This is a genomic window from Pedobacter superstes, from assembly GCF_037622515.1.
GTDB lineage: Bacteria > Bacteroidota > Bacteroidia > Sphingobacteriales > Sphingobacteriaceae > Paradesertivirga > Paradesertivirga superstes.
The window spans coordinates 716,710-740,474 of the sequence record NZ_JBBJCN010000003.1 but is presented as its reverse complement, the minus strand read 5'-3'; the positions used below and the strand labels follow the sequence as shown (position 1 = coordinate 740,474).

Annotated in this window: 22 protein-coding genes; 7 read left to right on the top strand and 15 right to left on the bottom strand. The window is 38.2% G+C overall.

Annotation, left to right across the window (positions count from 1 at the left end):
• The first annotated feature begins 13 nt into the window (after window positions 1-13).
• Window positions 14-724, top strand: a complete 711-nt coding sequence (locus tag WG906_RS12065) for a pirin family protein (RefSeq protein WP_339992888.1) — start codon at window positions 14-16, stop codon at window positions 722-724.
• A gap of 14 nt (window positions 725-738) precedes the next feature.
• On the opposite strand, the gene ybeY is transcribed toward WG906_RS12065, so the two are convergent.
• The 6 genes from ybeY to WG906_RS12035 all read right to left on the bottom strand — a co-directional run bounded on the left by ybeY (window position 739) and on the right by WG906_RS12035 (window position 8,106).
• Window positions 739-1,170 (bottom strand): rRNA maturation RNase YbeY, encoded by a 432-nt coding sequence (ybeY, locus tag WG906_RS12060; RefSeq protein WP_339992887.1) that lies wholly within the window; start codon window positions 1,168-1,170, stop codon window positions 739-741.
• Window positions 1,171-1,605: an ATP-binding protein gene (locus WG906_RS12055; protein ID WP_339992885.1), complete on the bottom strand. Its 435-nt coding sequence runs from the start codon at window positions 1,603-1,605 to the stop codon at window positions 1,171-1,173.
• A gap of 3 nt (window positions 1,606-1,608) precedes the next feature.
• The gene (locus WG906_RS12050; RefSeq protein ID WP_339992884.1) at window positions 1,609-4,971 is read right to left on the bottom strand and encodes a DUF4175 family protein; all 3,363 of its coding nucleotides are present in this window, start codon (window positions 4,969-4,971) and stop codon (window positions 1,609-1,611) included.
• Window positions 4,972-5,050: 79 nt separating this feature from the next.
• Complete coding sequence (locus tag WG906_RS12045) at window positions 5,051-6,292, bottom strand: sulfate adenylyltransferase subunit 1 (protein WP_339992883.1); 1,242 nt, start codon at window positions 6,290-6,292, stop codon at window positions 5,051-5,053.
• 173 nt (window positions 6,293-6,465) lie between these two features.
• On the bottom strand, window positions 6,466-7,374 hold the full coding sequence (gene cysD, locus WG906_RS12040; protein WP_339992882.1) for a sulfate adenylyltransferase subunit CysD: 909 nt from the start codon (window positions 7,372-7,374) through the stop codon (window positions 6,466-6,468).
• A gap of 15 nt (window positions 7,375-7,389) precedes the next feature.
• Complete coding sequence (locus WG906_RS12035; RefSeq protein WP_339992880.1) at window positions 7,390-8,106, bottom strand: phosphoadenylyl-sulfate reductase; 717 nt, start codon at window positions 8,104-8,106, stop codon at window positions 7,390-7,392.
• 187 nt (window positions 8,107-8,293) lie between these two features.
• Between WG906_RS12035 and gltX the strand changes: the two genes are divergently transcribed.
• The gene (gene gltX / locus WG906_RS12030) at window positions 8,294-9,814 is read left to right on the top strand and encodes a glutamate--tRNA ligase (RefSeq protein WP_339992878.1); all 1,521 of its coding nucleotides are present in this window, start codon (window positions 8,294-8,296) and stop codon (window positions 9,812-9,814) included.
• Window positions 9,815-9,869: 55 nt separating this feature from the next.
• Here the strand turns inward: gltX and WG906_RS12025 are convergent, their stop codons facing one another.
• Together WG906_RS12025 and WG906_RS12020 are read right to left on the bottom strand one after the other, a co-directional pair.
• On the bottom strand, window positions 9,870-10,775 hold the full coding sequence (locus tag WG906_RS12025) for a flavin reductase family protein (RefSeq protein ID WP_339992877.1): 906 nt from the start codon (window positions 10,773-10,775) through the stop codon (window positions 9,870-9,872).
• A complete protein-coding gene (locus WG906_RS12020; RefSeq protein WP_339992876.1) occupies window positions 10,762-11,784 on the bottom strand; it encodes a fumarylacetoacetate hydrolase family protein in 1,023 nt (340 codons plus the stop codon). Before WG906_RS12020 ends, WG906_RS12025 begins: the two co-directional genes overlap by 14 nt.
• A gap of 276 nt (window positions 11,785-12,060) precedes the next feature.
• On the opposite strand from WG906_RS12020, the gene WG906_RS12015 reads away from it, so the two are divergent.
• Both WG906_RS12015 and hppD read left to right on the top strand, forming a co-directional pair.
• Window positions 12,061-13,221 (top strand): homogentisate 1,2-dioxygenase, encoded by a 1,161-nt coding sequence (locus tag WG906_RS12015; protein WP_339992875.1) that lies wholly within the window; start codon window positions 12,061-12,063, stop codon window positions 13,219-13,221.
• A 4-nt stretch (window positions 13,222-13,225) separates the two neighbouring features.
• Window positions 13,226-14,344 carry a 4-hydroxyphenylpyruvate dioxygenase gene (gene hppD, locus WG906_RS12010; RefSeq protein WP_339992874.1) on the top strand — a complete coding sequence of 373 codons (1,119 nt, stop codon included), beginning with the start codon at window positions 13,226-13,228 and terminating at the stop codon, window positions 14,342-14,344.
• A gap of 12 nt (window positions 14,345-14,356) precedes the next feature.
• Here the strand turns inward: hppD and WG906_RS12005 are convergent, their stop codons facing one another.
• Genes WG906_RS12005 through WG906_RS11995 form a run of 3 tightly spaced genes read right to left on the bottom strand, consistent with a single transcriptional unit; the run spans window position 14,357 to window position 17,589 of the window.
• Window positions 14,357-16,150, bottom strand: coding sequence for an aromatic amino acid hydroxylase (locus WG906_RS12005; RefSeq protein WP_339992873.1), 1,794 nt, complete (start codon window positions 16,148-16,150; stop codon window positions 14,357-14,359).
• Window positions 16,151-16,199: 49 nt separating this feature from the next.
• The gene (idi, locus tag WG906_RS12000) at window positions 16,200-16,742 is read right to left on the bottom strand and encodes an isopentenyl-diphosphate Delta-isomerase (RefSeq protein ID WP_339992871.1); all 543 of its coding nucleotides are present in this window, start codon (window positions 16,740-16,742) and stop codon (window positions 16,200-16,202) included.
• Window position 16,743: 1 nt separating this feature from the next.
• Window positions 16,744-17,589 (bottom strand): phytoene/squalene synthase family protein, encoded by an 846-nt coding sequence (locus WG906_RS11995; RefSeq protein ID WP_339992869.1) that lies wholly within the window; start codon window positions 17,587-17,589, stop codon window positions 16,744-16,746.
• A gap of 113 nt (window positions 17,590-17,702) precedes the next feature.
• On the opposite strand from WG906_RS11995, the gene WG906_RS11990 reads away from it, so the two are divergent.
• Entirely contained in the window at window positions 17,703-18,314 is a 612-nt protein-coding gene (locus WG906_RS11990) for a MarR family winged helix-turn-helix transcriptional regulator (protein WP_339992868.1), read from the top strand.
• Between the two features lie 32 nt (window positions 18,315-18,346).
• Here the strand turns inward: WG906_RS11990 and WG906_RS11985 are convergent, their stop codons facing one another.
• From WG906_RS11985 to WG906_RS11975, 3 genes are all read right to left on the bottom strand, one after another.
• The gene (locus tag WG906_RS11985; protein ID WP_339992867.1) at window positions 18,347-18,727 is read right to left on the bottom strand and encodes a RidA family protein; all 381 of its coding nucleotides are present in this window, start codon (window positions 18,725-18,727) and stop codon (window positions 18,347-18,349) included.
• A gap of 84 nt (window positions 18,728-18,811) precedes the next feature.
• Window positions 18,812-18,949 carry a DUF6728 family protein gene (locus WG906_RS11980; protein ID WP_339992865.1) on the bottom strand — a complete coding sequence of 46 codons (138 nt, stop codon included), beginning with the start codon at window positions 18,947-18,949 and terminating at the stop codon, window positions 18,812-18,814.
• A gap of 121 nt (window positions 18,950-19,070) precedes the next feature.
• On the bottom strand, window positions 19,071-20,372 hold the full coding sequence (locus tag WG906_RS11975) for an OmpA family protein (protein WP_339992864.1): 1,302 nt from the start codon (window positions 20,370-20,372) through the stop codon (window positions 19,071-19,073).
• A 162-nt stretch (window positions 20,373-20,534) separates the two neighbouring features.
• Between WG906_RS11975 and WG906_RS11970 the strand changes: the two genes are divergently transcribed.
• A complete protein-coding gene (locus WG906_RS11970) occupies window positions 20,535-21,824 on the top strand; it encodes an aminopeptidase P N-terminal domain-containing protein (protein ID WP_339992863.1) in 1,290 nt (429 codons plus the stop codon).
• Here WG906_RS11970 and meaB read toward each other — a convergent pair.
• Window positions 21,811-22,692: a methylmalonyl Co-A mutase-associated GTPase MeaB gene (gene meaB, locus WG906_RS11965; protein ID WP_339992862.1), complete on the bottom strand. Its 882-nt coding sequence runs from the start codon at window positions 22,690-22,692 to the stop codon at window positions 21,811-21,813. The genes WG906_RS11970 and meaB overlap by 14 nt on opposite strands.
• Window positions 22,693-22,885: 193 nt before the next feature.
• Here meaB and WG906_RS11960 point away from each other — a divergent pair, with 193 nt between their 5' ends.
• Window positions 22,886-23,764, top strand: a complete 879-nt coding sequence (locus tag WG906_RS11960; RefSeq protein WP_339992861.1) for a glycosyltransferase family protein — start codon at window positions 22,886-22,888, stop codon at window positions 23,762-23,764.
• The last annotated feature ends 1 nt before the right edge of the window (window position 23,765 follow it).

Sequence of the window (23,765 nt, the reverse complement as noted above, 5' to 3'; positions counted from 1 at the left end):
TTAAATTATATATATGAAGACTATAGTTCATAAAGCGGAGGAAAGAGGCTTTGCTGATCACGGTTGGCTCAAGGCAGCACATTCATTTAGTTTTGGAAGTTTTTATAACCCTGCCCGGTCACATTTTGGATTACTTAGGGTGTTAAATGATGATACAATATCGCCTGGAATGGGTTTTGGTACCCATGGCCATGATAATATGGAGATCGTAACTATTCCATTAAAAGGAGTTTTGGCTCATAAAGATAGTTTAGGGTCCGAAGGAACAATTGACTATGGGGAGGTTCAGATTATGTCGGCTGGTAGCGGGATACAACATTCCGAATATAACGGATCTTCGTCAGAGGAGGTTAATCTTCTTCAAATTTGGGTATTCCCGAAAACTCGCAATATTACCCCACGCTACGAGCAGAAAAGATTTGATCCTGCAAAAGAACATAATGCGTTTCAAGTATTAGTTTCTCCTCAAAAGGACGCTGAGTCTATGTGGATCAATCAGGACGCTTATTTTTCTATAGGAGAGTTTGAGGCCGGAAAGGAAGCGAAATACTCTATAAAGCATGCTGGTAATGGGGCATATGTTTTCGTAATCGACGGAGAAGTGCAAGTTGCCGGTCGGATGTTGAAACGCAGAGATGCAATCGGAGTATTCGATACCGAAAGTTTTGAATTTAAAGCGGATAGCAAGGTTAAATTGCTCGTTATTGATGTTCCGATGCAATAATTAATTAAGGGGCATCAGAAGCCTCTTAACTCAAGATACTGATCTTCTTTTTTAGTCATAAGGGTTTTATGCACTTTGGTTTTGTCTTTATATCCTAAAAGATGCAGCGTTCCATGGATCAGAACCCTGTGAAGTTCATCTCTCTCAGGGACTTTGAATTTTGAGGCATTTTCCCGGATGCGTTCAATACTTATGAAAACGTCACCGGATATAGAGCCCGAACTTTCGCTATTGTCAAAAGTTACAATATCTGTGAATGTATTGTGATTTAAATATTGTTTGTTTATTTCAAGAAGATAGTTGTCACTGCAGAAGATGATATTAAGCTCCTTTAATTTTTTACCTTCAGACGTGATTGTATTTTTTATCCAGTTACGAATGAGGGTTTTGTCTTTTAGTGTAAAGGAGATATCTTCAGAGAAAAAATAAATGGGTAAACGGCTCATTTAAACTTTAAAGTGTAATTCGATCTCGTTACCTTTCAAATTGAATATGCACTGATCTGCAAGATGTTTGATTATAAATACACCTCTTCCGGTTAGGTTTTCAAGATTTTCTGGCGCGGTTGGATCAGGAAGACTATTATAATCAAATCCTTCCCCCTCATCCGCTATGGTAAATTGCAAGCGCTTGCCCGCTTGTACTTCAAGATTGATATAAACTTTTTTATCTTCGTCTTGCTTGTTGCCGTGTACAATTGCATTTATTGTCGCCTCGCTTAAGCAAGTCAACATATTGGCATAGGTGTCATCACCAATGTTATATTCGTCTTTTAAGGAATCTACAAAATTCTCTACAGAGGTAATACTTTCAACCTTTGAAGGTAATTGTAGTGTATATAACACGGTATCATCTGACATATCTACGCGGTTCGTAATCATAGATTATTTAGTATTTAAAAGTCTAAAATAGTCACCTACTTTCAATTTATAAAATGAATTAAGTGAAGGTGGTACAGTTTTTAATAATTCAAGCTCGCGCTGTTTAATTTTATTAAACTCTTCGAGTACAATTTTATAATTAGGAGCTTGATCCTTTCCCTGCTTGCTTTCTCGTTGTGTGTCTAGTTCGCGCTCACGCTCAGCCTTATCGGCATCCAAGAGTTTCGTTAAGATTTCTTGTTGTCTGGTTAACGTTTCCTGTTGGATTTTCTTGTTTACGAGATCAGTTTCGGTTTGTTCCATTTCTTTTGTCACTTTATCGAGATTGCCTATCCCACCCTTACCGTCTTTATTCATTTCACGATTAATTTCCTGCAGCGCCTGACGAATTAATTGTTGCTCACGTGCCATCCTGGCCATTTGCTCGCTCATTTGACCTTTACCCTGGCCCTGCTGCCCATCCTTTCCTTCTCCGGGTTTTTGACCTTGTTGCTGACCTTGCTTTTGCATTTGCTCTCTGGCTTTTTGCATGTTCTGATTGAGCTTTTCCTGCATTTTGCTCAATTCAGATAAACTCGGATTCTTTCCTTTGCCCTTGCCTTTGCCTTGCTTGGCATTTTTTATTGCCTGTTGCATCTGTTCTTCAACTTCGCTAAGCATTAAAGCAAGATTATTTATTGAAGTCATCGCGTATTGCTGATTCCGGTTTGCTTCGGCAGTTCTCCTTTCGGATAGTTGTTGTAAAGCAAAGTCAATATTGGTATTGATTGTTTGAATTTCTTTGTTAATTACAGATTCGATTTGTGGAACCTGCCTGCTTAAAGAGTAAAGGCTATCCTGAACCATTTTTAGATTATCCTTTATGTCCTTTTGTTTTTGTGTAAGTTTTACATAATTAGGGTCGTTTAAAGATGTTGTCTTTAAACTCTGCATTACTTTTTCCTGATCAAATGAAGAGGTCAACAGGTTAGATAATACTTCACGCAAATTCTGCATATTTATTTGCATTTCCTGCATTTCATTCTCCTGTTGCATTTGTTCCATTTTCTTAGCCAGCTGCTGCATTTGTTCGGAAGCATTTTTTTGATTTTCGGCAGCCTTTTTTGTATTGTTTTTCTCGAGATTATCGCTGCTTTCCTGCTGTTGTTCTTCTATTTGCTGCTGTTCCTTTTCAGTATTCTCGAAAGTGTTTTTTTCCTCAAGTTCTTCGTTTTTTTGTTCGATGTCTTTTAAATCCTTTTGAAGGTTATCAAAATCTTTCTGAAGTTGAGACTGCTGCGATTTTAAAGCTTCAGGATCAGCATTCTTTTTTTCACTTTGCTCACTAAGCTTTTCTTGCTTTTGTGCCTGTTCTTTAAGCTTATCTATAGCATTTTCAAGCTTTTGATCAAATTCTAATTGTTTGTATAATTCTAAAATGCGGTCTAATTCTTTTTGAAGGGTTTTATTGTCAACCTGCATTTTAGACAGCTCCTGCTGTGTCTGGTTTTTATTGTTTTGTTCAAGAAGGCGCTCAATATTTTTTAAAAGCTCTCTCGTTTTTTCATCCAGTACATTATTGAATAAATCTTCAATTTGCTTTTGTTTTTCAATAATCTCCTGAGACGGGTTTTGAAGATCCTGCTGTTCGAGTTGCTTCTGTTTATTCTCTTTTTTTACTTCATTGATTAAATTATCAAGCGCTTTTTGTTTCTCCAGTAACTTTTCAACCTGCTTCCGTTCTTCAAACGACAGGTTCTTTTTATTAATCAGATCCTGGGTTAAACGCTTGGCATCACGCTCAATCTGGCCAGCCTGACGAATGGCTTGCTCCATTTTTTGCTGCACAGCTTTTGATGATTGCTCAATATTTCTTTCTGATTCTGCCTGAGTGGGGAGTTTAACGGTTTTAACAACAGACCGGGTAACTTTTGGCCCATTGATGCCATCATTATCTGCAATTTCAAAATAGTATTCAATTTGCTGTCCGGGAGCAGCGTTTATCTCTTTAATATCCCATACATGAAAGAAATTGCTTTGTAATGTATTTCTGTCGAATGGGATAACCTTCGAATATGACCTGGAAACCTTTTCTCCATCCAAAATTTTATAATTGAATTTTAAGGATGAAAAGCCATAATCATCGCTCACCTGTCCCACAAAATATAACATTTTGGTATTTACAGAATCAGGACGCTCATTTAATTGTATTGCCGGGCTTAAATCCGGAATAACTTTGATAGTATAGGAAGCTAAATCACTTGTGCTTACTTCTCCGTTTAACGGCCGGGCTGTAAACCCGGTATTTTGGAGAGCACGGTAAGAAAAATTGAATTCGTTTTCTTTTGATGGATTAATAGTAAAGTTTCTGGTCCCAAGCGTCATTTGAATGGTACTGGTGTTACCAGTCTTAAATCTCCAGTTCACCTGCGTGCCTACAGGGACGATCAAATCTCCCGAATTGCTAACCGTTTCATTCTTCTTGCCAATATAAGCTGGGTAATCCAGCATTACATCAAAGTTCAGTAAGGTTGGTCTGCGTTTCACGGCAATGGTATAGGTGTCAGACGAAAATTCTCCAGCTACAAGGCGTATTTTCTTTGTGTTTTGAATGTTCCTGAATGTATAATTGAATCGGATTATATTTTCTTTTTCAAGTTTAAATGTGTTGGCGCCATCTTCCAAATAGATATCCTGGGGGATTTCGTTCCCGTTCATTTTAATCTTCAATTCAAAGTCGTCACCTTGTACTGAGGAAAGATTTTTATTAAGGATTACGAATTCAAAAGGAGCTTTTTTAATGAATTTCTTATCGTGTTTTAATAACCGTTCAGTGCTTTCCGAAAAAATTGAGGGTGCTGTGGCGCCGATAAATAAAATGATTGCCAGAGGTGGCAAGGCAAATTTTAAATACTTCCTGTTATCATTAATGCGAATGGCAGAAGTAAAGGGAATTGGCTTTAGATCATCGATCTTCTGATTAATACTTGCTTCAATAAGAGATTTTTGATGATGGTTTTCATCTGCCAGTTTTTTAAGTTGCAGGGTGTTCAGTAACTTGTCCTTAATGTGGCTAAAATGCTGGCCTATGATTTCAGAAGCTTTTTCGTGTGAAATGTGCTTTCCCAGATTATAAAAGGAAAGAAGCGGGAGAATGATCCAGTTAATGAGTATGGTCCCATTTAGGAGCAGAAAGCTATAAAAAAGAAACGTACGTATAAGAGGAGAAAAATTACCATAATACTCGGCAACAGTGACCACTATATAACTGGCAAAAAACGATGCGGCAAGATATATAAGGCCCCTGACTACCTTATTTAAATAGTATTTCCTTATGAACTCATCTATCTTTTGAATGAGATAAGAATAGTTATTGGTAGAGAGCATAATAACATCCGCTTATATAATATGAATTTAACGAAATTCCATGACAAAAAATATTTTAAGCGAAATTGTAATTGTATTATTATTGAAGCATGCAGCCCGCCACTGTCGTAAAGGCTGTTTCATCAATAAGAATGGCTCCTCCGTTAGCCCTCAGGCTTTCATACGTGTCAAATACGATAGGTGATGCGGTTTTTATAGTAATATTAACAATATCATTTAATCCTGCATGAGTAATATTTTCCTCCTTTACAAGAGTATTCACATCAAGCTTGTAATTAATATCTTTTACAACACAGCGCACGGTTTTGCCATGCACCTGTAAAATATACTTATTACCCGGAGTTAATGGTTTCGTGTCCATCCAGCAAATTACTGCTTCAAGCTCTTGTGATACTTTAGGCATGCTTAATTTGTTCACAATAACATTTCCCCTGTTAACATCGATATCATCTTTTAAACGGATAACCGCGCTTTGTGGCGCAAAGATTTCATCAACTTCTTCTCCATTTATTTCAACGGCTTCAATTTCAGAATCAATTCCTTCCGGGAGAATAGTAACGATGTCGCCCTTTTTGTAAACTCCGCTTACCACTTTTCCAGCGTATCCACGATAATCATGCAGATCTTCAGATTGAGGTCTGATAACATACTGAACCGCAAAGCGGGGGTCAGTATGGTTGATATCATTAGAAATATTAATAGTTTCCAGAAGGTTTAATAAAGTTTCGCCGGTATACCATGAAGTGTTAACGGACGGTTTTACAATATTATCACCGTTTAAGGCACTAATTGGGATAAAGGTTACATTCTTAATATTGAGCTGCTCGGCCATTCTCTTATAATCCAGAACGATATCGTTATAAACCGCTTCTGAATAATGAACCATATCCATTTTGTTTATAGTAACAACGACATGAGGAATTGCTAATAAGGAAGCAAGAATACTGTGGCGACGTGTTTGTTCTATTACACCCTGACGGGCATCTACTAAAATGATTATCAAATCAGAGTTTGATGCGCCGGTAACCATATTTCTGGTATATTGAATATGGCCAGGAGCATCGGCAATGATAAACTTGCGTTTTGCAGTATTGAAATATTTATAGGCTACATCGATTGTAATTCCCTGTTCGCGTTCTGCACGTAAGCCGTCGGTAAAAAGAGCAAGATCTATTTCACCTTCAGATTTATTTTTACTTTGTTTTAATATGGTTTCAAGCTGATCAACTTTTATAGAATCAGTATCATATAAAAGGCGGCCAATTAAAGTGCTTTTTCCATCATCAACACTACCAGCAGTTATAAATCGAAGTAAATCCATTTTTTCTTTAAGATATGAGATATGAGATTTTAGATATGAGAACGCGGGCGTTTATCTTAACCTCTCTCTTTTAATATTTTATATTTAATTTTCAAGAACAATATGCAGGTTAGCATTCATAATATGAGCCATGTTTTGTCTCATATGTCAAATCTAACCACCCACCTCTCTCTTTAAAAGTATCCGCTCTTTTTTCTGTCTTCCATGGCAGCTTCAGACACCTGGTCATCGATACGGGTTTCGCCGCGTTCGCTGATATTGGTTTTATGAATTTCTGCGATAATATCATCAATGCTGGACGCAGTTGATTCTACAGCTGCGGTACATGTCATGTCTCCGACTGTACGATAGCGTACATTTCTGGTTTCAATAACATCTCCTTCATCAATTCGTATAAAAGGTGAAACTGCTACCAGATATTCGCCATGAACCAACACTTCTCTCTGGTGAGTGAAATATATTGAAGGTAATTCAATGCCTTCACGTTTTATATAATTCCAAACGTCAAGTTCAACCCAGTTACTTATCGGAAACACACGAACGTTTTCCCCTTTAGCTATCTTTCCATTGTACAGGTTCCACAATTCCGGGCGCTGTCTTTTAGGGTCCCATGCACCGAATTCATCCCTTACCGAAAATATCCGTTCTTTTGCTCTTGCTTTTTCTTCATCACGTCTGGCTCCGCCAATGCAAGCGTCAAAACCAAATTCTTCTATGGTATCTAATAGGGTGTATGATTGTAAAGCATTTCTAGAGGCAAATTTACCGGTCTGCTCCTTTAACCCTTTTTTCTTAATGGTATCCGCAACATTTCTTACAATAAGTTTAGCTCCGGTTCTTTCAACCACCTCATCCCGATACTTAATTGCTTCAGGAAAGTTATGTCCTGTATCAATATGAACCAGAGGGAAAGGTATTTTACCCGGTTTAAAAGCTTTTAAGGCTAACTGAACAAGGGTTATCGAGTCTTTTCCTCCAGAGAACAAAAGAGCAGGACGATCAAACTGTCCGGCTACTTCACGCATAATGTGAATTGATTCTGCTTCCAGAAGATCCAGGTAATCTAATTTATATTGCGACATAAAATTAATTTCTATTTATGAATGTGCATGTAAGCCACATTCTTTACTTGCTTTATCTTCCCACCACCAACGACCGGCCCTGAAATCATCGCCAGGCATAATTGCCCGTGTGCAGGGCTGGCAACCTATACTTACAAACCCTTTGTCATGTAAAGTATTATAAGGTATTCCATTTGTATTTATAAACGCCCGTACTTCATCGGTTGTCCAATGCAGTAAGGGATGAAATTTTATAATATTGTTTGTCTCATCATATTCCAGCATCGGCAGATCATGTCTTTCAGGCGAATGTTCTGCTCTTAGGCCGGTTACCCACAGCCCATTGCCGGCTAGTGCTCGTTGTAAAGGTTCTACTTTACGTATATAGCAACAGCCTTTACGGTTTTCAACAGATTCGTAAAAAGAATTTGGTCCTTTTTCGGTTACGAATTCCTGTAAGAGCTGCTGATTCGGATAATAAGCTTCAATTTTAGCATTGTACATCTCTACCGTTCTGCTCCACACATAGTAAGTTTCGGTAAACAAGCGACCCGTATCAAGAGTGAATGCCTTTACAGGAATGTTATTAGAAAAAATGATATGTGAAATCGCCTGATCTTCCCAACTAAAGCTGGTTGAAAAAATAATTTTGCCGGAGAATTCCCGGGCAAGTAGTGCAAGGGCTTCTTGTGGAGGCAAATTTTGTATTCTGCCTGATAAGTCAGAAATTTTATCTTTCAGGGTTTCCATCATCTTTTAATTCCCTATAATCAAATTGTATAGTCTATAGAAAAAGTAGGCAAAGATAAGCAGATTTGGAATTTTTTTTATCATTAAATTGAAATTTGGATCAGCTTCCGGTAATTTTTTTACATTGATGTTCAATTTTTAAGGATCTAAATCTATCAGGAAATCTATCTTTGCCCCCAAATAAATAGTTATGTCAAGTAAGGTGCGTGTTCGTTTTGCTCCCAGTCCAACTGGCGGCTTACATTTAGGAGGTGTTAGAACAGTATTATTCAATTACCTGTTCGCAAGGAACCAGGGCGGTGATTTTATTTTAAGAATTGAGGATACAGATCAAAGCCGGTATGTCTCCGGTGCTGAAGAATATATAATTGAGTGTTTAAAGTGGTGTGGTATTGTACCTGATGAAGGTCCTGGTTTTGGAGGCGAATACGGGCCCTACCGCCAGAGCGAAAGAAAAGCACTTTATCGGGAATACGCAGAAAAACTGGTAGCTGATGGCTATGCCTATTACGCTTTTGATACACCGGAAGAACTTGAAAAAAAACGTGCTGAATTACCCAATTTTCAGTATGGGCATGCCCATCGCAATGAAATGCGAAATTCAATCTCACTAAATCAAACGGAAGTCCGGGAGCTTTTGGAGAAAGAAACACCTCACGTTATCCGGATAAAAGTACCGCAGAATGAAACAATTTCTTTTGATGATATGATTCGCGAAGAGGTGAGTTTTGAAACTTCTTTAGTTGATGATAAGGTTTTGCTCAAAGCTGATGGAATGCCGACGTATCATCTCGCTGTGGTGGTTGATGATTACCTAATGAAGATTACACACGCGTTCAGGGGCGAAGAGTGGTTACCCTCGGCTCCGGTACATTTACTTCTTTGGAAGTACTTGGGCTGGGAAGATTCAATGCCTCAATGGGCTCATTTACCGTTGATCTTAAAGCCAGACGGCCATGGAAAGTTAAGTAAACGGGATGGCGCGCGTTTAGGCTTCCCGGTTTACGCAATGAACTGGACAGATGCTAAATCTAATGAATTAACGGAAGGGTTTAGAGAGATTGGATTTTTACCGGAAGCATTCATCAATCTTTTGGCGATGCTTGGGTGGAATGACGGGACTGACCAGGAGCTTTTTTCAATGGACGAATTGATAAAAAAGTTTTCTATCGATCGGGTAAATAAATCAGGAGCTAAATTCGATTTTGAAAAAGCGAAATGGTACAATGCCGAATGGATAAAAAAGCTGGATTCCCAAAGCTTGAAAGGAAAAGTACTGGAAGTATTTAGATCCGACGGGATTTCAGTTGCAGATGAAAATAAATTATCCGTAGTTATTGATCTGGTAAAAGACCGTTGCATTTTGTTGACAGATTTTATCACTCAAGCAGGTTATTTTTTCTCCGTTCCGAAGGAGTATGACCTGGGTTCGGTTTTACCTAAATGGAATACGGATAAGGCTTCTTTTTTTGTAGCCTATAATGAAATTTTAAACGCTATAAACGATCATTCTCCCACAAATCTTGAAGTTTCGTTTAAGGCTCTAGCAGAGGAAAAGGGGTTAAAGGTGGGTGATGTCATGCTCCCGTTCAGAATTATGCTGGTTGGTGGAAAGTTTGGACCCGCTGTATTCGAAATTGCATCTTTACTTGGGAAAGAGGAAACCATAGGGCGGATTAAAAAAGGAATAGAGAAGATAGAGTCTAATTAATCTGTTTTTTCTTCGTGCTTTAAAATATTTAGCTTCCTTCGGGGAGCTTTTGTTTTTAAGTAGTTTCGTCATCTGCAAGCAGAGTCATCCAGGCTTCAGAGACTTTGCCCAGCTTTAATAGTGATTTAGCCAGGAGGTGCAGGGAATCTCTTCTGAGTTTGCTGTCACTCCTGGTGGCGATTATAAGATTTTGCAAGTCTGCATTTTGCTGGGCGTACTGATTAATACTGGTCTCATTTGGTAATGCGTCTATATTGCCCAACTGGCCAAGGTCATTACCTGTAAAAATTGAGGACTCGCGAATTGATCGAGGTAGGGAATCCACTCCTATTCCGATCTTTTTATTTGGCTTGGATATTTTAAACAAATTTTCTTTTGTTACCCGGCAATACCAATCGCCACCGAGGCGGGCAACCAAATCAATTTTCTCCTGATCAATTTTTTTTTCCGCATCAAGAATTGACGGATTGATATGCATTATTTTAATTTCGGCAAGAATCAGATTTCCAGAGCCCGCCGTATTGCCCAGACTTATAATTTGGTTTACAAAACATTCCAGTTGAACCGGTGATTCAGCAACTCTCGGAGGTTTTACCAATTCAGATATGATTGGTGTTAAGCCTGATTTAACAAATTCGTTCATCCCTCTTGGATATTCAGTACTGGATAAAGAAGTCTGTTGCACAATATCAAAATTCACCAGGTTGATCACACATTCCGGGACCTCTTTAATATTTTCCAGGGTATGTTTGGTTGTATTATCCCTTACCCTTCTTGATGGGGAAAACACGCATATTGGAGGGCTAATGCTAAACAGATTAAAAAAACTGAAGGGACTAAGATTTACATTGCCATCTTTATCGATTGTAGATGCCAAACATATTGGCCTTGGGGCAATAGCGTATTGCAAATATTCCTGCAACTCGGCTGGACTAAGGTCTGAAAGTTTAAGGGTGAACATTTAAACTGGAATTTAATTTCTTGTTTTCCAGAATTGACCAATCGCTGTCTTCTTCAGATATAATGGTGCTTAAGCGGCCAAGGCCTGTGATTTCCATTTCTACTACGTCTCCTTTTTGCAGCCATTGGGAATTATAGTCTGGGTCGTTTAATAATCCTGTGCCATTGAGTTCAAGGAAGCATCCAGTGCCAACGGTTCCAGAGCCTATTAAATCTCCGGGATAGACGTCGCAGCCATATGAGCAACGTTCTATAATCTCTGCGAATGTCCAGTCCATATCTGCCATAGTTCCGCTTGATACTTCTATTCCGTTAACCAGGCATTTCATTTTCAGGTCGAACGCATTTCCTGTGTGATCCTTTTTCGCTGAGACTTTAAAAGGTTCGAGTTCATCGGGTGTGACAAGCCAGGGTCCGATAACTGTTGCAAAGTCTTTCCCTTTAGCAGGTCCAAGGTTTAAAAGCATTTCTTCCATTTGCAGGGTTCGTGCGCTCAGATCATTCATTATCATATATCCAGCTATATATTCATCCGCTTCCGAAGCTTTAATATTGCGACCTTTTTTATTGAGGACAATTGCCACTTCTAACTCAAAATCCAGTTTTTTAAAATGATCCGGCATACATTCAATTTCTCCGGGTCCTTTAATTGAATTATGATTAGTGAAATAAAAAATTGGATACTGATCAAATTCAGGAATCATTTCTACCCTTCTGTTACGCCGGGCTGCAGCAACATGCTGCCTGAAAGCATATGCATCTCGGCACGAAGTTGGGTGTGGTACGGGCGCTAATAGTTCATAAAAAACCTCTTCTTTCGCCTGGAAGCTTCCCGAACGAATATCTCTGTCCACTTGTTTTGCACGAAGCATAATCTCTTCACCTTCCCATAAAAATTTCTTCATGTTTTCGGGGATTAATTTATCGCATGAATTTAAATTGTAGATATGCCCGTTTACAAAAACCCCGAGTTGTTCCTTGTTTTCGGTTTTATAGGAGACTAGTTTCATAAGCTATCAGGCCAGTTCAATTATGTACACAATTTTGTGATTTACGTTGTACGCATTGTCTATATAACCTATTAATCTTAAATTAGTTCTGATTGTAACTATGAACGGGTCTTGTCATCTACCCTGAGATAAGATAATCTGTTCAAGAAGATAATGTATGTTATTGGGTCTGGTTATGGTCCATTCTGATGCACATAAAATCTAAATCCGGGAAAGGTTATGCATAAACACTTTTTCTACTTCTTACTGTTATTAAATCATACCTAATTAATCATTATGCCAGTCTATCATTCTTTGGGAAAAATTCCATCAAAACGGCATACAATATTCCGTAAACCTGATGGTTCATTATATGCTGAAGAGCTGGTTTCCACCGAAGGGTTTTCCAGCTTGTATTCGCTGGTGTATCACGTTTATCCTCCAACTCTTGTAAAGTCATTGGGAGAGGCTTATTCTGTGGAACCGAAAATTGCCCGCGAAAAGCATTTAAAACATACCAGTTTACTGGGATTTAAGGTAGAGGCTGAAGATGATTTCCTGAAAAGCCGGAAGGCCGTCTTGGTTAATAATGACTTACATATTTCCTTAGCTGCGCCTCGCCGGTCTATGACTGATTATTTTTATAAAAATAGTCAGGCGGACGAAATCTTATTTATACATATCGGATCGGGGACCCTGCAAACGGGCTTTGGAAAAATCAGGTTTGGTTACGGCGATTATCTTATTATTCCTCGCGGAACCATTTACCAGATAGAATTCGATTCGCCGGAAAACAGATTATTTATCGTTGAAAGTTTTAGCCCCGTCAGATCACCGCAGCGTTACCTTAATAAATTTGGTCAGATGATGGAACAATCGCCTTATTGCGAAAGGGATATCAGGCGGCCGGCAGATTTGGAAACCCATGATGAAAAAGGGAATTTTAGAATATTGATTAAAAAGCAGGGAATGATCTACCCTTACACTTATGGAACCCACCCTTTTGATTTTGTTGGATGGGATGGATTTCATTATCCATGGTCACTTTCAATACATGATTTTGAACCAATAACCGGACGCATCCATCAGCCTCCTCCTGTTCATCAAACTTTTGAGGGGAATAATTTTGTTATTTGTTCATTTGTGCCAAGGAAGTTCGATTACCACCCGCTGTCAATCCCTGTTCCTTATAATCATAGTAATGTGGATAGTGACGAGCTTTTGTATTATGTTGACGGCGACTTTATGAGCCGTAAGTCTGTAGTCAAAGGGCAGATCACTCTTCATCCCGGCGGTATTCCTCATGGCCCGCATCCCGGGACTGTTGAACAGTCTATCGGTAAAGAATCTACAGACGAACTTGCAGTAATGATAGATCCTTTCAGGCCGCTAATGCTTACTGATGAGGCTTTGAAAATCGAGGATGCGAATTATTATAAGAGTTGGGGGGAAGGGTAAATCGATGGAAAAGAAAACAGATCAAAACAATGCTCAGGATTTTCTGCCTTTAAAGGGCACTGACTATGCTGAGTTCTATGTAGGAAACGCCAAACAAGCAGCCTATTTTTATAAAACAGCCTTCGGGTTTCAAAGTCTTGCCTATGCCGGGCCAGAAACTGGCGTGCGAGACAGAGCTTCCTATGTTTTGCAACAGGGCAAAATAAGGCTTGTATTAACATCTCCTCTTCACTCCGACAGTTACGTATCCGATCATATTAAAAAGCATGGTGACGGGGTGAAAGTTTTAGCCTTATCGGTAGAAGATGCTTTTGATGCTTTTGATCAAACGGTAAAACGGGGTGCAATTTCATACCAGGCACCTCAAACGTTAAGTGATGAATGGGGAGAAGTTAGAACGAGTGGTATAAAATTGTATGGGGAAACGGTCCATGTGTTTGTTGAACGGAAAAACTATAGTGGTCCCTTTTTGCCTGGTTATAAAGTATGGAATTCCAGCTATAATCCAACGCCTACCGGCCTTTTGTTTATCGATCATTGTGTGGGGAATGTGGGCTGGAACCGGATGAATAATTGGGTCAACTTTTATGAAAATGTATTGGGCTTTAAAAATATTCTGACTTTTGATGATAAAATGATTTCTACCGAATATTCTGCTCTAATGAGTAAGGTGATGAGTAACGGTAATGGCTTTGTGAAGTTTCCGATCAACGAGCCTGCTGAAGGCAAAAAAAAATCCCAGATAGAGGAATACTTAGAGTTTTATGAAGGTGAGGGTGTTCAGCATATGGCTTTGGCGACAGATGATATCGTAGCAACGGTTACTGAGTTGAAGAAGCGGGGCGTTGAGTTTTTACCCATCCCAAATACGTATTACAATGATCTGCTTGAGAGGGTAGGTCATATTGATGAAGATTTGGGACCTTTAAAATCCCTGGGAATATTGGTAGACAGGGATGATGAAGGATATTTATTACAAATATTTACAAAACCTTTGGAAGATCGTCCAACAGTGTTTTTTGAAATTATACAACGCAAAGGCGCCCGTTCTTTTGGAGCTGGGAATTTTAAAGCCTTATTTGAAGCTATAGAACGTGAGCAGGAGATGAGAGGAAATCTTTAAGTGGTGCAAAGTTCAGGATCTCAATCCCTGGTTAACGAGATTTTGCTGAATTGGATGTTCAATAAGATAAAACCCATCCGAAATTAATTTTTTTAATTCAGGCTTTTCGACTGTCTTTTGTTTCAAAAATTTTCTGATTTTCATAGCAGCCTCGTGTTCAGAATTTTCATGTTCTAAAATTTCCAGTATTTCTAATGCGCATAACCAGTCATCTTTATGCTGAGTTGATATTTTATCAAATAAACCTACTAGTAAATTAAAGTCTTTCCTGCACTGCCTGATATCTCTGACCTGCTGATAAATTTGATGTAATCGGATTGTTTTATCATCATAATGAGGATGGTATGTTACCCGGTTTGATTTGTAAACGATTTCTTCAAACGCATCCTTATCAGCAGCTCCGCAATAAACTGAAGTAATTTTAGCGCCAGCAGCCATGTTAAATAATCCCGATTTAGGGGCGAAAAGGGTTTCACTTGACGGGCCTGTTACCATGCAGTCACTAAATTGTATCAACAGGATTTTACTATCAGCTGATTCGATCTTATTAATTATCCCCGAAACAGTCAGGCCACTTTCAAATTTAAGCACGGTACGAGCACCTATTTCAATTCCTGCTTTTATTAGATCGGCTTGATCAAAATCCTCGATTGGCTTGGAATAGTTTTTTAACTTTCCAATCGGTGAACTGAATCCCTGACGATAATAATCCTTTCCATGCTCTGCCAGCTGTTTGTTATTTAAAGCTAAAGCTGTTGGGCCGGTTGTTTTAATAAAAAAAGGGTTATTGTCACCATAGCTTAAAACATTTGAAAATCTACCTGATACCTGAATACCCGAGCTATAAACTGCAGTGCATGTATTTCCTGACTCGATGGCTTTTTTTATGCCATGTGTCCCGCCTATTCTAAATGACATGGTATCAGCATACGCTTCAAGGACATTAATGAGATTCTGAAATTCTGAAGTTACAAATAGCTGTGGTTGTGGTTGCGTTATATCATAAGGATAATTCACAGCATCGAGAGTATACCAGATTTTTTTTACTTCGGGGTTCATGCAGGATGCACTTTCTCCGATCGAGGATAATAATCCGGCCCCATAAATTTTAGGATCCTCCAATGTTCCGATAAGACCATATTCCACGGTCCACCAATGAAGGCGGCTAAGCAAAGCCATTTCAGATGGTTCCCCTATATTTTCCTGGCAATGAGCCACCAATTCTTCCGCTTGCCTAATTTCAGTGATATCAACATCAGGCATTTCCTTTAAAATTGATAATGCCCGTATAGCTTCATACAATTCGAAATCCTGAGCAGAAAACATAGCTTTTGCCCCAATCGAACCGAAATAACTTAAATATTCATGATATTTTTTGTCTGCGATTATCGGAGCATGACCAGCAGATTCATGGATAATATCAGGCGCCGGGGTATATTCAATATGCTTTAGCTGACGTATATCGGCTGCGATAACCAAAACGCGGTATGCCTGATATTCCATAAATGCGGATGGAGGAATAAACCCATCAACTGTAACTGCTCCCCAGCCTATTTTCGAAAGCGCATCATTCATTTCTTGCAAATGCGGAATGTATTCGATAGAAAGCCCTGCTTTTTGGAGTCCTGGTATATAGGGATAGTAGGCTACATCTTTAAGATAACTATAATTTTGTCGCATGACGTATCGCCACACAGCCTGATCTATAGGTGTATAATGCTCGTATTGCTGATCTACTATAAATTGCTTTAAATGACTTGGGAGTGCAGCAACCTGAGGATTGTTAAAGTCATTAAACGTAGCCATATGACCAGATGTTTAAAGTTTAACAGACAAATTAAGAATTTGGGTTAGTTTAAATCAAAAAAGTTGTTGCAGATTTATTTTCGATCCATGATTTTGTTAATGGATAAGCAAGTTTAAACCAGACCGTAAACTGATTTTCATCGTTTTCAATGAGCTTGTCTATTTCAGACAATGATAGCCATTTATATTCGTCAACTTCTTCGGGGTTGGGAATAACGGCTGCGTTATGAGTACCTACAAAAACATGATCGAATTCGAATTCGGTGAGGCCATTTTCAAATTCTGCGCGGTATGTAAATGCACCTATTTCTGTTAAAGGGCAATTAAACCCCATTTCTTCTGGCAAACGCCTGTTGGCGGCTTCTATAGTGCTTTCATCAGGGGCTGGGTGACTACAGCAGGCGTTTGTCCATAATCCCGGCGAATGATATTTTGAAGATGCACGTTTTTGCAAGAGCATCTCTTGATTATTGTTTATGATAAATATAGAAAAGGCTCTGTGTAATAAGCCTTTTTGATGAGCCAATATTTTTTCCATCACACCAGTCTGCTGATCATTCTCGTCAACAAGAATTACATAGGATCGCGCCATATTAAATTAAATTAAGCTGATTGCGTAAACCTGCTTTTAAAACAATAACCATTTTCATGTGATTCGGAATGCGTACTCTTTCCTTTAGAATAGTTTTGGAACTGGTTTTTTTTACTTTTTTAAACAGCGCCAAATAATATCTGTATGCCACGTATACTCCAAAGCGAGAATTTAGAGGTAATCGTTTAATCCCTGTGTGAGCCAATCTAAAGTCTGTTTCTATATCTTTTTCAATGGATTGCTTTAAATTATTATTAAATGTGGAAGATTTAAATCCTGGAAAATAAGTCCGTTTCAGATCTTCAACATCTGACTGCAAATCACGTAAGAAGTTAATTTTTTGAAATGCTGATCCCAGAGCTTTAGCATACACTTTCAGAGAATCAAAAAGAACTTTGTTTCCATCACAAAATACATACAGGCACATTAATCCCACCACTTCTGCAGATCCGTATATATATTCCATAAACTCCGATTGGTTTGTATAGACAGATTTATTTAGATCTTTTTCCATGCTTTCAAAGAAAGCTTCTATAAGTTCATTTTCTATATTGTATCGATTCACCGTTTGTTGAAAGCTTTGAAGTATTGGATTTAGGCTGATGCCGCTTTTAATGGAATCAAAAGTGTCTTTTTTGAAATTCTCCAATAATTGCTGTTTATCAAAGGCGTGAAATGTATCAACGATTTCATCAGCCAGACGTACCATCCCGTAGATCGAACAAATTGGTTTGCGTATGTCTGAACTGAGTAATTGAATCGCTGAATAAAACGATGTGCTGTACAATTGCGTAACCGACTTACTACATGCTGATGAGAAAAAATCAAATTGTGCTACTGTATTCATAAGTCAGAACTGTTAGATAAAACTAAGATAACTCAATTTAGTTTCTCTCTTTGCAAATTAGAACAAAAAAATACTAAAAATGAATATAATAGTTGTAAATTTAATTTCGTTATATGTATTCACTCTATCGGGAATTAATAGCCTTATCAGAAGACTTTGAGCATGAGTTTCAAGGGGAGAGCCGTAATTTATCTAATTTTTCCCAATGGCTTTCTGAAAAATTTAGCTGCTCTGATCAATTAAAAACTATTGCGGTTAACTGGGAAGGAAAAGAAAAAGGCCGTTCCGCTGAAAGTATAATCAATACGTCCTTAGTGCACTTGTACCGTTATGCGAAAATTTACAGCAAGATTGCAATAGCAGACTCGCCTTTCTCAACCATAGATGATGTGATATTTCTCATCAATCTGCTTCATTCTGGCGGAATGACAAAGACTCAATTGATTGAAATGAATATTCATGAAAAGTCGACCGGGATTCAAATTATAAACAGACTCTTAGCTTTAGGATTTATTTATGAAACACAAAATGAAAAGGATCGAAGAAGTAAGAAAATTTCAATAACCGAAGCGGGAAAAACTGCTTTAAATGCTAAAATAGATAAAATTAGAACTGCCAGCAAGACGGTGGTTGGGAATTTAAATGATCAGGAAAAAAATCAATTAATTCTTCTGCTGCAAAAACTTGAATCTTTTCACCAGGAAAATCTTCAAGGAAAACCCTAATAAATTAATCGCAGATAACCATCTTTGAAAAGCTACTCTTTACAGGCTATCGCAGATATCTCAACGTTAACGCCTTTAGGCAATCCGGCAACAGCAACGGTTTCGCGGGCAGGGAAATCGCTTGTAAAATAGGAGCCATAAATTTCATTTACCCTTGGAAAGAGTGACATGTCTGATAGAAATATGGTTGTTTTAACAATGTCATTGAAAGAATAATCAGCTTCGGAAAGTACTTCTTTAAGGTTACTCATTACCTGATGACTTTCTTCTTCAACAGATGTCATAACCAGCTCATTCGTTTGGGGATTGATGGCTATTTGCCCAGATATATATAATACATTATTTACTAAAACCGCTTGATTATATGGCCCGATTGGTGCTGGGGCCTTTGTTGTGTTTATTATTTTTTTCATCAGATATATTTGTCTTTTAGTGGGCACTAGCTGATTGTGCCAGGGTCATTGCTTTCGGAAGGCGTATGTCACAGGTTCCATCGTTTATGATGTTAACCATTCAATTAATTTGTAAATAATTCCTGCCAAGAATACAAGAATCGCGGTTGCATTAATGAAATGCATTACCCTGAGGTTGAAGTTTACGGGCCGGTTCGGATTCTTGTTTCTAAAGAAATACATATTACAAATTTAAATAATTCTCCTTACACATGTTCCAGCCGCCTATAAAAAAATGGTTATAAAAAAAGAGGGCTTCTGTATAGAAGCCCTCTCATGATAATATGCTTAAAACTATATTATCTTATTTTTTAATTTCAACACGACGGTTTTGGATACGACCTTCTTCAGTTTCGTTAGAAGCTACTGGACGGCTTTCACCGAAAGCTTTAACAGTAAGACGGTTTGCATCAACACCAGAGTTAACTAAGTAAGTTTTTACTGAATTAGCTCTGTCTCTTGAAAGATTCATGTTGTAAGAATCAGTACCTTCTGCAGAAGCGTGACCTTCTAAAGCTGCAGTAGAACTAGAATTAGCTCTCAACTCAGCAGAAACTGCATCTAAAACTGGGTAAGATGAAGTCTTAAGAACTGAACTGTCGAATTCGAACTGGATAACTGAACCAACAGCACCTGGAGTTGTTAAAGAAGTTTCCGGGTGAACTAGAGGACAACCAGATCCATCAACTACAGTACCTGCAGGAGTTCCTGGGCATTTGTCGAATCTGTCAGCAACGCCATCGCCATCAGCATCAGCTGATAATTGGTTTACTGTGTTTTCTAAAGTGCTTACACGAGTTTTTAAAGCTTCAACTTCCTGACGTAAAGTAGGATCTTTTAATTCATCATACATTAAAGCAACAGGGTTAGTCCACTCTAAGCTAGGTTTTGCAGAGCTTCCAAGAGAAAACTCAAGACCAGCATATCCGTAAGACCATTTGTCTTTGTTTGAGGCACCATTTCTCCATTGACCGTCTAGGTTGTCAGCATCAAGGAAGTTTGCATCATAACCTAAGTTTAAGGCTACTCTGTTTCCTAATTTAAAGTTAACACCAGCTCCGATAGGAATGTATAACTCGCGAACGTTTTGATCATCTTCGTTAGCAGCGTTAGGATATGCTTTGTATTTTGCTAATCCTGCACCACCTTGTACGAAGAAGTTAACTGCGTTCTCTCTTCTTAAGAAATCAATAGTTCCAACATTTACAACTCCTTTTAATGCAAGAGCATAATGAAGTTCAGTATTGAAGCTTGCAGGTACATTAGCTGGACGTGGAGATCTTCCTTCGTTTGTTGCGTAGTCACCTGAGATATTTCCTCTGTGGAAATCTAATTTTAATGCGAAAGAAGGTGCAAGTTGCTTTTTCAAGAAAGCGCCATAACCTAATTCTGCGTTCCAATCGCCATAATCATTTGTACCAAAAGGGATAATTGGAGATAATACACCCGCATTAACACCAATAGACCATGTTCTGTACTGTCCTCTTCCGCCAAACACTGTAGCAGTCGAGCTCGTTGTTGTAGTTGTCTCCTGAGCCGTGGCAGCTAGACCTACCAGCGTCACCATTGTGCAAGCAACAACTTTTTTAATTGTAGAATAATTCATGCTTTGTTTTTTTTAAGGTTAAACAATTTTAATTGCGTAATTTTTCACAAAATTAATTATAAGTTTGATATCACCAAATATTTGTCAAATACCATTCCTATTATTCTGCTAAACACAACAAATATAAAAAGGTTTATCTTTTATTTAAATTTGTTTTTAATTATGAAGTATAACCCTATTGATCAAAACTTGTTTAAGACGAATCGCGATAATTTTATAAGTAATCTGAAAATCAATGCTATAGCTATCTTCAATTCTAATGATGAATATTTACGCAGCGGGGATCAAACTTTTCCTTTTAAACAGAACGCAGATTTTTTTTATTTGTCGGGCATTGATCAGGAGCAGTCAATTTTACTGTTATTTCCCGATTGTCCTAATAAATTATACAGAGAAGTCCTTTTTTTAAGACAGACAAATGAGCACATCGCTGTTTGGGAAGGTCATAAACATACTCAACAGCAGGCAAAAGAGATTTCCGGGATTGAGAGCGTTTTTTGGCTCGATGAATTTTGGAGTATTTTACCAACAATAATTCATTACGCAGATACAATTTATCTGAATACTAACGAAAATGACAGATCAATTCCTGAAGGATCATCCCGCGATCTTCGGTTCATAAGCCAGCTAAAGGATAGGTATCCTCTTCATGAGTATAAAAGAGCTGCCCCGATTTTGCGTCAATTGCGTGCTGTGAAATCGAAGACGGAGGTTTCTTTAACAGAAAAAGCATGCAGTATTACAGGTGATGCGTTTAGAAGAATATTAAAATTTGTAAAGCCAGGCGTTAAAGAGTACGAAATTGAGGCTGAGATAATACATGAATTTATCCGTCAGGGAGCCACAGGTCATGCATATTCGCCCATTATTGCTTCCGGGAAAAATGCGAACATTCTTCATTATACTGACAATAATCGGGTTTGTAAGGACGGGGATGTGATCCTTTTTGATTTTGGAGCCGAGTATGCCAATTATAATGCCGATTTGAGCCGTTCGATACCGGTTAATGGAAAGTTTACGAAACGACAGCGAGATGTGTATAAGGCAGTCCTGCATGTTATGCGAGAGGCTAAAACGATGCTTTTAGCCGGAACAATATGGAATGAATATCATGAAGAAGTAGGGAAAATAATGACAGATCAGCTTGTTCAGTTGGGTTTGATAAATAAATTTGAGCTTGATAGGCAGGATTCTTCAATTCCTCTATATAAAAAGTACTTTATGCATGGAACTTCTCATCACCTGGGATTGGATGTACATGATTTTGCCAGCAGGTATAAACCTTTCGAACCAGGAAACATATTAACCTGCGAACCTGGTATTTATATTAAGGAAGAAGGCTTAGGGATACGCCTCGAAAATGATATTTTGATCACCGAAAATGGAAACATTGATTTAATGGCAGATATCCCAATTGAGCCTGAAGAAATAGAAGATATCATGAATTCTTAACTTTTGTATTAACGAATTTATATAGATTGAAACCCGCCTTTTTTGATGCTTCAGTAATTTCCTGCTGAAGCATTTTTTTATCTAGATCGGCCATCCTTTTTTCCTGAATAAGTTTCCATGCTTTTTGAGCTAACAAATATGAATTGTCGGCAGAGGTATGATTATACTCTTTAATAAATGCGGTAATTTGCGAAATCCCATCTCCACTTGTAGCGATAGTTTTGAAAACGGGAATCTGGCTATTCCTGGTAAGCTTCTGGAGATTGTTCGCAAACTGTTCCGCTCCCTCCCGGTCGGACTTGTTTACTATAAAGGCATTCCCAATTTCCATAATACCAGCTTTTATCGATTGAACTTCATCTCCAGATTCGGGAACCAAAACCACAAAGGTAATGTCAGCAAGTCCTGCAATCTCAACTTCCGATTGACCCACTCCTACTGTTTCCAATATAATATAATCGAAACCGGACGCTCTTAATACATCAGTCATTTCAATTATTTTACCCGATAAGCCTCCAAGAGAACCTCTTGTTGCAATAGAACGGATGAACACATTAGAGTTAGTGGAAAGATTTTGCATCCGGACTCTATCTCCCAGTAATGATCCAAAGCTGAATGGAGAGCTTGGATCTACTGCTAAAACAGCAATACGAGAGACGTCCTTTAACAACTCATCAATTAATTTAGCTATTAAGGTGCTTTTTCCGGCTCCGGGCGGACCCGTAATACCTATTATATGAGTGGCAGGAGAGATTTGTAAGTTTTTGAGAAGATCATCAGCACCTTCTAATCCATTTTCCACAATAGTAAGTTCACGAGAAACTTCCCGAAAGTTTTTGAAATTGGGCTTTTCTATTTTTTTAGACATGTTTTAGATTTATCCGACTAGCCGAAGTTAACAATTAAGTGACCTCTTAATACCGTTGTTTATATAAGCTTGTAACAAAGTAGGAATTATGCCCGTTTTAGTAGAAAATTTTTCAGCAAAGCCAGGCGGGGTATTAAATAAATGCAAAACCATTGATAAAATTTATCTTTGCCGATTAGCAAGATTATGATATATGAAAGTAGCAGGTTTTACTTTTATTAGAAATGCTGTAAAAAATGATTATCCGATTGTAGAAGCAATTTTGTCAATCCTACCGATCTGTGACGAATTTGTCGTTGCTCTGGGAAATTCTGAAGATGAAACAGAAAAGTTAATAAGGGATATAGATTCGCCAAAAATTAGAATAATTCATTCCGTATGGGATGACGCTATCCGGGAAGGCGGGGCGGTTTTCGCCGCTGAAACGGATAAGGCATTTCAGGCAATATCTGCCGATGCCGATTGGGCCTTTTATATTCAGGGTGATGAATGTGTGCATGAAAAATATCATGACCTCATCAGAAGGGAAATGAAAGAGAATTTAAGTGAAAGTCAAATAGAAGGCTTATTATTTAAATATTTGCACTTCTATGGCTCATACGATTATTATGGGAGTTCAAGACGTTGGTACAGACGTGAAATAAGAATACTTAGAAATAATAAATCCATTCATTCTTACCGTGATGCCCAGGGCTTCAGATTGAATAATAGAAAAATCAATGTAAAACTTATTGATGCCTACATTTATCATTATGGCTGGGTCAAGCCCCCTTCAGGCTTAAAAAACAAAGTGCGAAACTTTAATAAGTTTTATCACGACGATCAATGGATTGAAAAGCATGTTCCAGAAGCTGTAGATTTTGATTATAAAAATGCGGACAGGTTAGTACGCTTTACTTCTTCTCACCCAAAAGTGATGCAAAACCGGATTGATGCGGTTAACTGGACTTTGAATATTGACCTGAAAAAGTTGGAAAGAAAAATGCCTTTAAGGCGTAAAATGCTCCAGTTTGTTGAAGGCCTAACCGGCTGGCGGGTAGGCGAATACCGGAATTACCGAATAACAAAATAAG